The sequence below is a fragment of the Ignavibacteriota bacterium genome (assembly GCA_013285405.1).
In the GTDB taxonomy this organism is placed as follows: domain Bacteria; phylum Bacteroidota; class Ignavibacteria; order Ignavibacteriales; family Ignavibacteriaceae; genus IGN2.
In genome coordinates, this window is sequence record CP053446.1 from 2,816,124 (window position 1) to 2,828,890 (window position 12,767).

At 35.2% G+C, this 12,767-nt stretch carries 8 protein-coding genes; 6 read left to right on the forward strand and 2 right to left on the reverse strand.

The window, feature by feature from the left end; genetic code table 11:
- Nucleotides 1-7 precede the first annotated feature (7 nt).
- The 6 genes from HND39_12305 to HND39_12330 are packed head-to-tail and all read left to right on the forward strand — an operon-like array spanning nucleotide 8 to nucleotide 9,924.
- Nucleotides 8-2,749, forward strand: coding sequence for a hypothetical protein (locus HND39_12305; protein QKJ96998.1), 2,742 nt, complete (start codon nucleotides 8-10; stop codon nucleotides 2,747-2,749).
- 27 nt (nucleotides 2,750-2,776) lie between these two features.
- On the forward strand, nucleotides 2,777-3,772 hold the full coding sequence (locus HND39_12310) for a PorV/PorQ family protein (protein ID QKJ96999.1): 996 nt from the start codon (nucleotides 2,777-2,779) through the stop codon (nucleotides 3,770-3,772).
- A 1-nt stretch (nucleotide 3,773) separates the two neighbouring features.
- Nucleotides 3,774-5,819 (forward strand): type 1 glutamine amidotransferase-like domain-containing protein, encoded by a 2,046-nt coding sequence (locus tag HND39_12315; GenBank protein QKJ97000.1) that lies wholly within the window; start codon nucleotides 3,774-3,776, stop codon nucleotides 5,817-5,819.
- Between the two features lie 4 nt (nucleotides 5,820-5,823).
- Nucleotides 5,824-7,308: a hypothetical protein gene (locus HND39_12320; protein ID QKJ97001.1), complete on the forward strand. Its 1,485-nt coding sequence runs from the start codon at nucleotides 5,824-5,826 to the stop codon at nucleotides 7,306-7,308.
- Between the two features lie 60 nt (nucleotides 7,309-7,368).
- Complete coding sequence (locus HND39_12325; GenBank protein QKJ97002.1) at nucleotides 7,369-8,382, forward strand: D-cysteine desulfhydrase family protein; 1,014 nt, start codon at nucleotides 7,369-7,371, stop codon at nucleotides 8,380-8,382.
- A gap of 42 nt (nucleotides 8,383-8,424) precedes the next feature.
- Entirely contained in the window at nucleotides 8,425-9,924 is a 1,500-nt protein-coding gene (locus tag HND39_12330) for a serine hydrolase (protein QKJ97003.1), read from the forward strand.
- A gap of 4 nt (nucleotides 9,925-9,928) precedes the next feature.
- Here the strand turns inward: HND39_12330 and HND39_12335 are convergent, their stop codons facing one another.
- A complete protein-coding gene (locus HND39_12335; GenBank protein QKJ97004.1) occupies nucleotides 9,929-11,638 on the reverse strand; it encodes an amidohydrolase in 1,710 nt (569 codons plus the stop codon).
- A gap of 1 nt (nucleotide 11,639) precedes the next feature.
- Complete coding sequence (menC, locus tag HND39_12340; protein QKJ97005.1) at nucleotides 11,640-12,755, reverse strand: o-succinylbenzoate synthase; 1,116 nt, start codon at nucleotides 12,753-12,755, stop codon at nucleotides 11,640-11,642.
- Nucleotides 12,756-12,767: the final 12 nt, after the last annotated feature.

Consider the following 12,767-nt stretch of genomic DNA (forward strand, 5'->3'; position numbering starts at 1 on the left):
AATTAATATGAAAACAAGTGTATTATTTTTTTTGCTGATAATCTCTTCAGTAATTATCAATGCTCAGGTCGGAAGAGATGGAACTGAATTAAATTATGATGACTTCCAAAAAGTATTGGGAATTGAAGATCGTGCTGCTGGAATACACAATGCCAGCAACATTGGATTATTCTTTGAGAATAGAGGAAAACTTTATCCGAGAAGAATAACTCAGGGACCTTCGGGTGAATTCCCAATTAACAGTACCAAACACTATATCTATCGTATCAATCAATTCGCAGGAATTCCGGGTAATGTTGTTCAGGGAAGATATACAACTAACGAAGAATGGGAAGCTGTTGGTGGTTATCATCTTCGTGATTCCGCAAAAATTGCTTTCAGCGATAATCCAATTTACTGGAACCCAACTCTTGGCTGGCCTGTAAAAGATGCAAACGGAAACAATTTAATTTTATCTGATCAGGATAGTTACTGTGTTTATAATGACAGCAACAATACAGTTTCCATTTTAGGTATTCAGATCGCTCAGACAGGTTATGCTTACGGAGTAACCTTTGCAAAAAATATTCTCTTCTATAAATATGAAATTACTAATCATGGAGAGCAAGACCTGAACGACTTCTACTTCAGTTTGTATGTGGATATAGATGTTGGTAATGTTGAAGGCGGGGCTCCTGAATACGGTGATGACAAATTGAATATCATTAAGGACCAAAACCTTGTCTATTTTTTTGATGATGGAATCTCATCAGAATGGCCGGGCGGTAAAACAGGATTTTTTGGAGTTATGTTTGTCAAATCTCCTGAAGTAAATGGTAATGAACTGGGCGTCACTGATATGCATTACAATATTTATGATGATGATTTTGATATTGATACAGTTCAATATGGGATTATGTCCAGTGATCCTGATCTTTATAACTCTACTCTCGGTCCAAAATTTTTTCACATAGGCGGAAACCCGGATTTACATTTCGATGATCCGGCAACTATCCCGGCTTCAGGTCTGGATTTACTTGCAAATATGAGCTCCGGACCTTATACACTCGGAAGAAATGATACTTTGGTTTTTATAACTGCAATAGTCGCCGGAGAAACTGAAGAAGAGATGCTGCTATCTGCAGCCACAGCAAAATCAACAGTAGAAGCAAACTTCCATTTGCCAAAACCTCCGGTGCGTCCAAACCTGTCAGGAATTTCAGGAAACAAGCAAGCAACTTTATACTGGGATGATATTGCAGAGTACACTCTGGATGAGTTCAGTGGTAATTATGATTTTGAAGGTTACCGGTTGTACAGAAGCAATGACAAAGGAATTAATTGGACAAAGCTTTCTGATTATGATTTAAGCAATTCAATTGGTGATAATACCGGACTGCAATACAGTTACACCGACACTACTATAATAAATGGGTTTGAATACTGGTATTCGATCACATCTTATGACAGAGGTGACACTCTTGTCGAAAGTCTTGAATGTCCGTTAGGAACAAATATCGATGCAATAAATCTTGTATCACTAATTCCAAGAAGTGATGCAATCGGAAGAACTCCGGTTTCTGTTGCTCAGACTCAATACATCGGTTCGGGAGAATCAAATTATCTGCTCAACATTGAACCAATTGATGATCAATCTCTTGCAGGAAATGAGTACAGAACTGCTTTCGGGTTCATATCAAAAAAGGAAAATGGAAATCTGACAACCGCAGTAAATATCATTATTACAGATTCTGCATCAACTCAGCCTTACAAATATGGACTCAAGTTTAACAGCTCCTCTAATTTCGATGTAATAAATCTCAGCACTAACGAAGTGATAAGAGCTGGATTCAACTATCCGGTGGGAGGAAGGGAAGTGAATATAACAGGTCATGGTTTAAGAATCGGGATGGTTGATGACCCAAATGCTACTGAAGATGAACGTCCGCAAACTGGAGATTTAATAGTAATAAATTTTTCGATAACGGTTAATCGAAATAATGAGTTGAATGTAATTGAGAATCGTGGTTTTATGATTGATCAGACTCAATCAACAAGTGATGGTGTTATTTTTTCTTTAACACCTCCGGAAATTATTCAGTCAGTATCTAGGATCGGCGGTAACGATAATGTTGAAATGACTTTTGAAGTAGTGGATGAAACATTAGTAAAGGAAGCTCTTTATATTATTTCCATTGATAATAGTGGTACAGATACATTAAAGAAAGGCTATGCAGTTATTTCAGTTTCAGGAACACCTATCGTTGCTGATACACTTTATTCATTAGATACTTTTGAATTTGATGGTATTCAGGGAACAATCGAATTTCCAACATCAAGACCGCCATCTCCCGGAAATAAATTTTCTGTTCAGACAGTAAAACCGAAACTACCTGACATAAGAGATAAATTTTATTTCCGTTTGGACGGAGCGAAAGTTAATAATGCTGAGATATCGCAGAGTATGAATAAAATAAGAGTTGTTCCGAATCCCTACGTTGTTGCTTCACTTTGGGAACCTGAATTCGGTGAACTTAGAAGAGAGCCTCTAAGACAAATTCAGTTTATTAACCTTCCGCCGGAATGTACAATTTACATTTTTACAGTTGACGCAGATTTAATTAAAACAATTTATCATAACTCAACAAACGGAACGGAAGTTTGGGATTTACGTGCAGAAGGCGGCAGAGAAATATCTGCTGGAGTTTATATTTATCTTGTGAAGACACAGGATACCGAACATCTCGAACGATTCGCTGTAATAAAATAGTTACACGAAATTATTCAGGAGAATTTTATGAAAAAGTTTTTACCGGTTCTATTCAGTTTAATAATTGCGTGCTTCACTTATGCTCAGAATCCAAATCTTGGTACTGGTGGTGCACAGTTTCTTCAAATTCCAATTGGTGCAAGAGCAGAATCAATGGCTGGTGCAGTAGTCGGATATATTGATGATGCTTCAGCAGTTTTCTGGAATCCTGCCGGAATTGTTAAGGTCAGAAACGTTGAAGTTTTCTTTTCTTATATGGATTGGCTGACGTTATTTGATCACAGCGCTGCATCGATTGTATATAATGTTGAAGATGTCGGTGCGTTTGGTGCCAGCTTAATTATGTTTAACACAAATGAAATGGAAATTACTACGGAGTTGGAACCAAATGGAACAGGCAGATTTTTTGACGCAGGTGATATGGCAATTGGTGTCAGCTTTGCGAGATACCTGACTGATAGATTCAGTGTTGGTGTAACTGCTAAATATGTTTATCAGCAAATATGGAATGAAACAGCGAGCGGGTTGGCTTTCGATATCGGGACTCAATACAAACTTGATTTTCAGAATCTTGTTATCGCGATGAGCATGTCTAATTTTGGCGGTGATTTGAGATTCGATGGTCCTGATCTTGATATTAACTATGAGCGGACAGATATTAATCCACAGTCACGCATAGTCCCCGGTAGAATGCAAACTGAAGATAATCCTCTTCCACTACATTTCCAGGTAGGAATCGGCTTCGATGTTTTTGAATATGATTTTGTTAAAATGAGAGGCGCTATTGATGCTACGCATCCAAATGATAACAGTGAACGTGTGTTAGTAGGAACTGAGTTTTCATTCTTTGACAGATTCTATCTTCGTGGAGGTTATAAATTTAATTTTGATGACCAGAAAATTGCTTTCGGTGCAGGTGCAAATGTTCCGGTTTCATCCTCAGCGGTTTATTTTGATTATGCGTATTCTGTTTATGATTTATTACCGAGCGTTCACCGGATTTCAATAAAGCTATTATTCTGATGTGATTAAAATTATTTTCACAATTTTAACAATCTTCACTTCGCTGATTTACTCACAAGGTTATGTTTGTGCTATTGGTGGTGGTTCAGAAGATTATAATAGCTGGAGCGATGAACCTTATAGCTGGGTAGTTCAAAAAGCTGACAGCGGAAAAATTATAATCCTTGGAGTCAGCAGTGCAACGTCCTGGCTTCCAAATTATTTCATGTCTTTTGGTGCTGACACTGCTTACAACAAAACAATTTCTTCCCGCAACTCTGCAAATCTTCAGGAAACATACGATGAAATAATAACAGCCAAAGCAATTTTCATTCGCGGCGGTGATCAATGGGATTATATTAATTTATGGAAAGGTACCAAGCTCGATACTGCAATCAACTTTGTTTTTCAGAATGGGGGAGTCGTTTCTGGAACCAGTGCCGGACTTGCAGTTCTCGGTGATGTTGATTTCAGTGCACAGAATGGTTCTGTCTATCCTGATGAATCTTTACTCAATCCATTCAATTCATATATGAAATTTGAAGATAATTTTTTGAATCTTGTTCCCGATGTGTTATTTGATTCCCATTTCATTGAACGGGCAAGACACGGAAGATTAATTGCAATGCTTTACAATCGATATTTTCAAACAGGCAGAGAGTTGATTGGAGTTGGTGTTGATGATAGAACAGCTATCTGTATTACTCCGGATGGAATTGGTGAAGTAATGGGTAGTGGTGCTGTTGCAATTTTCACTATTGATAATGAAACAGTTTTTGAGCAAATCAACTCTGGTAATTACACAATTGAAAAACTGAAGTGTGAGCAGCTCACAAATAACTGGAAGTATGATCTGACTAACAAAGAAATAGTTTATATACCTCCATCAGCAAAAGCTGTTGATACTCAGCGAGTCACTGAATTTCCATTGACAAACTTATGGCTTACAGGTTCTGAAAATATTTCACAGCATATTCAAACTAACTTTGTCAGTTACATTTCAAATAATAACTCAGACAAAACAATTATTATTTCTCATCCGGGATTTACTTCTCAAATAACACCCATCACAAATTATTTAGATCAATCTTCGTTAGACTATGAAGTAGTTTATCTAACTTCATCAATTTTAAATGATGCATCAATTGTTCAGAAAATAAATTCAGGGACTAATTTTGTTTTTGCCGGTGACTCGTTGAATGTACTTGCAATGTTAAATGATTCTTCAACATTGGCTGGTGAAGTATTCAGAGAGAAGACTGTATTCTTTAAAACACCAGTTTTCTTCTTTGGTAAATCAGGGAAGACAGCCGGACAATTTTATACAGATAGACTTTATACAGACATTTATGCAGCATATCGTGGTAAGATGACTAATAATTCCGGTCTAAATTTAGTCGGAGATATGTTATTCGAACCAACTTTATTTGACGATAGTGATTTATATGAGAACAGGATGTGTTCTGTTTTGTGGGGATTGATGAGAAACCGAAAACGTTTTGGAATTTATCTTGATGGAAATGCAATGGCAGTTTTTAATCACGACCAAAAAACAGTAAAAGCTTTTGGAAGTATGCCTCCAATTTACATTGATGCAACACAAACAAGCTGGGTGGACTCATCAACTTTTATTGGGAACGGTGGTATCGGACCTCGTCAGGTTGTCGCAATGGATAATCTCCGGTACAACATTACAACTTATAATGACTATGCTTATAATATTGAACAAGGAAAATTTGAAGGCAGTGTCTCAGTTGATGCTAATTTCAAAATAACTGCAAAAGATTTTGAATTATACCAAAACTATCCGAACCCATTTAATCCGAGTACTGTGATCGGTTATCAGTTACCAGTAAGCAGTGATGTAACATTAACAATTTACGATGTGCTCGGTAATGAAGTTGTCACATTAGTGAATGAATACAGACCTGCAGGAAGTTATGAGGTTGAGTTTAACACATCAGAATTACCAAGCCGATCAGGCTCGGCCTTGACGAGTGGAGTTTATTTTTATCGTCTGTCAGCCGGAAATTATTCTGAAACAAAATCAATGATCCTTTTAAAATAATATTATGAAAATCATTTTATATTTTTTACTCTTTTTAATCCCCCTTGCTGCACAGCAAACACCTCTTGAAAAAAATAATTATCAAGAACTAACTAATTACGATGAACTTACAAACTTTGTATATCAATTAGACGAACAATCAGATTATTTGAATGTTGAAGTTATCGGAAAATCAGTTCATGGAAGAAATATTTATGGAATGTTTTTTTCTGATTCTGAATTTGGGAAAGATACTTCCAAAATAAAAGTTTTGATATTTGCTCAACAGCATGGTGATGAACAATCCGGAAAAGAAGGAGCTTTAATCTTTTCAAGAGAATTACTCAGACCAGAGAGAAAATATCTATTAGAAAAAATAGATCTGGCTTTAATCCCTCAAATGAATCCGGATGGTTCAGAGATAGATACAAGGTTTAATTCGAATCAAATGGATTTAAACCGCAACCATCTTATTCTTACTGAACCAGAAGTAATTGCACTTCATAAATTGTTCGATAAATATTTATTCGAAGCAACGATGGACGTGCATGAATACTATCCTTATACTGAAGATTATTTGCAGTATGGCTACATCAAATATTTTGATGAACAAATTGGCACATTAACGAATCCAAACGTTTCAGAGAGGATAAGAAATTTTAGTAATAAAGAATATCTTCCATTTTTTAAATCATATTTGAAAGAAAAAAAATTTACTTCGCACAATTACATTCCGGGTGGACCACCTGAAATAAATTTAATTAGGTACAGTACTTATGACATAAATGATGGAAGACAAAGTCTTGGGATACTGAATTCATTTTCTTTTATTCAGGAAGGGAAAAACGGAATAGATTCAATTGAAAATATTCAAAAAAGATCTGAAGGTCAGGCAACAGGAATGCTTGGATTTCTGGAATTTGTTTTTTCATATAAAAATAAAATTAAAGCATTAGTGAATGAAGAGCGAAGTAATTTAATTTCTGGTAAGGTAAGTGACTCCGTTGCAATTCAGATGGAACACGTAAGTAACGGGGAAAAATTAATAGTTCCATTAAGATCAATTTATACAAACACGGATTCTATAATTACTGTTACTGATTTTCGGCCGGTTGTAAAATCTATTTATAATGTTGAACGTCCTTTGGGATATTTGATCCCTAAAGATCTTCCTGAACTTTATGATTGGGCAGTACAACAGAATTTAATTATTTCAGAATTAACGCTATCACAGGATCGTCTCATTCAGGAATATTTTATTAGCGAGATAGACTCGATTGATTTTGAAGGCGATATCGTTGTTAATCCTACTGTTGAATTAAAAGATGCAAGATATAAGATCAAACCAGAGGACTTTTATTTTATTCCAACAAACCAATTAAAAAATAATTTAATCGTGACAGCTCTTGAACCGAAATCAATTTTAGGTTTGGTAACTTATAACCAATATGCACATTTACTCAAAGCAAATGAATTCTTTCCGGTTTTGAGAGTTGTAATTAAAAAATAAATAAAAAGATTACCTGTAGTCCAGATTAGTAATCTGTGCTGCCATAGAGAATGAGACAACGTGTTAGAAAAAATTCCCCGAATAAAACTGTCAAATCTTCCCACACCTTTAGATGAGCTAAAAGAACTCAGCAAAAAATACGGTTTCAAAAAATTATTAATCAAACGTGATGACCTGACTGGATTTGCCGGAGGTGGAAACAAAGCAAGAAAACTTGAATACGATTTTGCTGAAATTATTAAAAGTGATCATGATGTTGTTTTAACTGCTGGCGGAATACAATCGAATCATGCGAGAATGACTGCTGCGGCTGCGCGAAAACTTGGGATCGATGTAAAGGTTGTTCTTGGAGGACCGGACTTCAAAAAATTTAAAGGTAATTTGTTGCTCGATGTTTTATTCAGTGCAGAAATTAGATATTTAGTTAATGACGATTCAAACGATCATCTTACTTCTGAAATGAATAAGTGGGCGGATGAATTGAAACGTGAAGGACGGAAACCATTTGTTCTTCCAATCGGCGGAAGTACTGGCTTAGGTGCTTTGGGTTATGTGAAAGCAATGCATGAAATTTCTCAGCAATTGGCTGATAAAAAAGTTCAGATAGTTATGGCTGTTGGTTCGTGCGGTACTTTTGCAGGCTCGATACTTGGTGCAAAAATGTTTTTTAATGATGCAAGAATAATCGGCATTAGTGTTTCAAGAACTTCGCAAGCAATAATTGAAAGAACGAAAGAAATTATTTTGGAATCATCTGAAATTATGAAACAAAAAATAAATATGAATGAAATTAAGATTGAATGTTACGATCAATATTATGTTGAGTACGGACTTATCACAAAAGAGGGGAAGAATGCAATTTTAGAATGTGCGAATCTTGAAGGTATTATTCTCGACCCGATTTATACGGGTAAAGTAATGGCTGGTATGATTGATCTTGCACAAAAAAATATTATTGACAAAAAATTAACGACAATTTTTCTTCACACAGGCGGTTTACCAATTTTATTTTCATTCGAAGATGAGTTTGATGAGCTGGCAAAATGCAATAAAATTTATAAAAAAGTTCAGTGATGCATTCAATTGAAATATTTTCAGTATAAGATGATGTAAAAAATGAAATTCATTACATTGTCTCTTATTCTACTTTTTCTTTCAGTACTAAATTTATTTTCACAGGAAAAGAATATCAAAGTTGAAAAAGATATTCTTATGATAATCAATGAGTTCGACGATGAAGATCCATATCTGAATGGTGAAGCAGTAAATGAAATTGTAAAGTATGGTAACGATGCGGTTGATTTTCTGATTGAATCTTTACAAAGTCAAAACAGTAATGTAAGATGGTGTTCAGCGATTGCACTTGGTAAAATTGCACCTGAGGGCGAAAAAGCAATTCCTTATTTAACTCAAGCTTTATCGGATAGTGATTCAAATGTCCGATGGTGTTCAGTTATTGCACTTGGAAATTTTGGTCAATCCGCTGAAGGAGCTATTGCTCAATTGGTAAATCTCTTAAATGATAAAGATGAAAATGTAAGATGGGCTATGTTTATTGCGATAAAAAAAATTGATCCTGAATATAACTTCCAACCACCAAAATTATCAGATGTAATTTCAATAATTGATAATGATCTTCCTTCTTTAATGAAGGATTACATAGTTCCGGGAGTTTCAATTGTTTTGATAGAAGATCGGGAAATTGTTTTCAATAAAAGTTTTGGAGTTAAAGATGTTAGAACATCTGAACCAGTAAATGAAAACACAATGTTCGAAGCTTGTTCGATGACAAAGCCAGTTTTTGCGTTCATCGTTTTTCAACTTGTCGAACAAAATAAACTTGATCTTGATGAACCACTTTCCAATTATCTTGATGAAAAAATTTTTGGAGAAGATTCAATTTATAAAGAGATAACCGCACGAATGATTCTATCACACACAAGTGGTTTACCAAATTGGCGAAAAGGAGAAGAAGAAAGAAACGGACCACTGCCGGTTTACTCTGCTCCGGGTGAAAGATTCAGCTATTCGGGTGAAGGATATTTCTATTTGCAAAGAGTAATTGAAAAAATAACAGGAAAATCTCTTGAACAAATTGCTAAAGAGAATTTATTTATTCCATTAGAGTTGAACCATAGTAGCTTTTTATGGACTGAAGAATGCGATTCACAAATTTCTTGTGGTCATGATACTTCAGGGAACTTTCTGGCGAAGTCAAAATATGTTCACCCGAATTCCGCATATTCGCTCTACATCACAGCGGAAGATTATGCTAAATTTATAATTGAGATATTGAATTCAGGTCAATCACAATCTGCATTATTAACTGAAAACTTTAAATCAATAATGTTAGAACCACAAGTTGATGTATTAGTTCGTGATCCAATTGAAAGACCGGGAAGGGCATTAGGATTTTTTACATATTGGTCTCTTGGCTGGGCGATTGATTCAACTGCGTACGGAAATATTTATTATCACAGCGGTGCGAACAGAACCGGATTCCGATGTTATTCTCAATTCAACCTTGAAGAAGGAAACGGAATCGTGATTATGACAAACAGTTTAAATGGATCCGAACTGTGGATGAGATTAATAAAGAGGATTGGTGATTTCTGAAAAGTTACTGAAGCGTGTAACTACTGTCAACAAAAACATCTTTTCCTTCAAATAAAGTCATAAGCACTTTTGCTTTATAAATGTCTGTTACCGGAATCTCAAATAAATTTTTATCAAGCACAATTAAATCTGCTTTCTTTCCAACTTCAATTGAACCTGTTTCCTTTTCGAGAAAATTTGCATAAGCTCCATTGATAGTAAAGCTTCGTATCATTTGTTCGAGAGTAACTCTTTCTTCAGGCCAGAGAACTTCGCTTGAATCTGTTGTATTAAATTCACTTCTTGTTATTCCAAATTGGATCGCTTCCAAAGGATTGCAGGGAATCGTAACAGGATAATCACTCGAACTTGCAGCAATAACTCCTTCGTCAAAAAAACTTTTCATTGGATATTCTTCGTCTGCACGTTTTTGACCGAGATAAGGAACCTGAATATTATAATAGTAATCATCTTTGCTGAACCAATATGGCTGAGGTACAGCGATCACACCAAGTTCTTTGAATTTTTTAATATCTGATTCGTCAACTAACTGAAGATGCGTAATAGAATTTCTTGAATCTCTTTTCCCGTTCTGAAATTCTGCGGAAGCAAAAGCATAAAGTGTTACAGATGTTGCAGCATCGCCAATTGCGTGCACGTGAATCTGAAAATGTTCTTTATCCAAAGCCGAACAGATTTTATTAAGGGAATCAATTTTCCAAAATATTTCCCCATAATTTTTTGGTTGATGCTTGTAAGGTTCTTTCAGATATGCTGTACTTCCTTCAACAACGCCATCAATAAAAATCTTTGCAGAATTTGTCTGAAATAATTCACCTGAATTCTTTTTTCGCTCTTCAATCAGCGATTTGATTTGCTCAACACTTTTTTCAGGATCAATGTAAAGTGAAGCACGAAATCTCATTTTTAATTTATTATTTTTCTCCAGATTTCTGAACGCATCAGTTTCATTACTTCCAGCATCGAGATATGCATCGTGGACAGTTGTTATTCCAAATGCTGAAACCATTCGTTGATATGCTTCAAGTCCATCCATTAAATTTTCTACTGTATAAGCCGGGAAAATATCCGCAACAAGATCTGCAGCATTTTCGCGAAGCGTGCCGTTAGGTTCATTCGTTCCGGGATATCGTTCAATATTTCCGCCTTTTGGATTTTTTGTTGAATTATTTATTCCAGCCAGTTCAAGTGTTTTTGAGTTAACCCATTTTGAATGTCCCCCATCTGAAGAAAAAGAAACAGGAATATCTTTTACAATTTCATCGATTATTTTTTTATCAGGACCAATCCCGGGAAAATCTGTATCGCTCCAGCCTCTGCCTTTAATATATTTTGCATCAGGATGTTCGGATAAATATTTCTTAATTGCATTTTGGATATTTTCTTTCGATTTGAGTCCGTAAAGATTCAACTCATTGAAATAACGGTAAGAACTTATTGAATGACAATGCGCATCAACAAATCCGGGAAGAACCATTTTGCCATTTAGATTTATAACTTTTGTCTTCTCGCCAATATATTTTTGAACACTGTCATTATCTCCAATGAAGATGATCGATTTGTCTTTAATGGCAACTGCTTCAGCTTTTGAATTTATACTATCAACAGTGTAAACAAATCCGTTTGTAAAAACAGTGTCAGCTTTTTCATTCTGGTTTGTGCTGCAACCAACAATGAAATAAAATAAAATAATTATTGTAACTAATGATTTCATCTTATTTGTTCGGATTAAATTCTTTTTTTCTGATTGTTACTTTTTCAAGTTTTTCCAGATTTACTTCAACACCAATTCCCGGTTTTGTTGGAACATCCATCGTTCCATCTTTATTAACTGTGAATTCAGGTTCAACAATATCTTCTTTATAATATCTTTTGCTTGCTGAAATATCTCCCGGTAAAGTAAAGTTTGGGAGTGATGCAAGAGCAACATTTCCTGCGCGACCAATTCCTGATTCGAGCATTCCACCATGCCAAACCGGAATATTTTTTGAAGAGCAATAATCGTGAATTAATATTGACTCGGTGAATCCTCCGACTCTTCCGGGTTTAATATTGATTACTCTGCAGCTATCAAGTTCGATTGCAGCACGGGTATCATCGAGTGAATGAATACTTTCATCGAGACAAATTGGAGTTTTCAATTCCCGCTGAAGTTTTGAATGATCATAAATATCTTCGTACCCCAGTGGTTGTTCAATAAGGAGCAGATTATAATTATCCATCTCTTTAAATAAATTAATGTGTTTTAATTCATAAGCTGAATTCGCATCAACCTGCAAAAGAACATCAGGAAATTCTTTTCTCAATGCTTTTACAAATTGGATGTCATATCCGGGAGAAATTTTTATTTTAATTCGTTTATAACCTTCTTTCAAATAATTATTCACTGTTTTTATCAAATCAGATTCAGATTTTTGAATTCCTATACTCACACCAACATCAACTTTACTTCTCGTTCCACCAAGCAATTTTGAAAGAGATATTTTTTTTGATTTTGCAAAAACATCCCAAAGCGCTGCTTCAAGTCCGGCTTTTGCCATCATATGTCCGCGAACTTTGGAGTAAAGAGAAATTGCTTCATCAATTGAAGAAAGATTTTTACCCAATATCGATGGGATTAAAAAATCTTCGAGTATATGCCAGGCTGTTTGAACGGTTTCGTAAGAATAAAAAGGTGTTCCTTCAGCAACCGATTCACCCCAACCGGTAAGACCTTCAGCATCAACCCTAACCATTATATGTTCTTCATCGTATTCAGTTCCCATTGACGTGGTGAATGGTGAAACGAGTTCCATTTTTGTGTGATAAAGTTCTACTCTTTTAATTTGCATTTTTTTACCTGA

Excerpts from the sequence above, each read along its gene's own strand:
- HND39_12305 (QKJ96998.1), top strand. The coding sequence starts at position 8 with ATGAAAACAAGTGTATTATTTTTTTTGCTGATAATCTCTTCAGTAATT.
- HND39_12310 (QKJ96999.1), top strand. The coding sequence starts at position 2,777 with ATGAAAAAGTTTTTACCGGTTCTATTCAGTTTAATAATTGCGTGCTTC.
- HND39_12335 (QKJ97004.1), bottom strand. The coding sequence starts at position 11,638 with ATGAAATCATTAGTTACAATAATTATTTTATTTTATTTCATTGTTGGT.
- HND39_12320 (QKJ97001.1), top strand. The coding sequence starts at position 5,824 with ATGAAAATCATTTTATATTTTTTACTCTTTTTAATCCCCCTTGCTGCA.
- menC (QKJ97005.1), bottom strand. The coding sequence starts at position 12,755 with ATGCAAATTAAAAGAGTAGAACTTTATCACACAAAAATGGAACTCGTT.
- HND39_12330 (QKJ97003.1), top strand. The coding sequence starts at position 8,425 with ATGAAATTCATTACATTGTCTCTTATTCTACTTTTTCTTTCAGTACTA.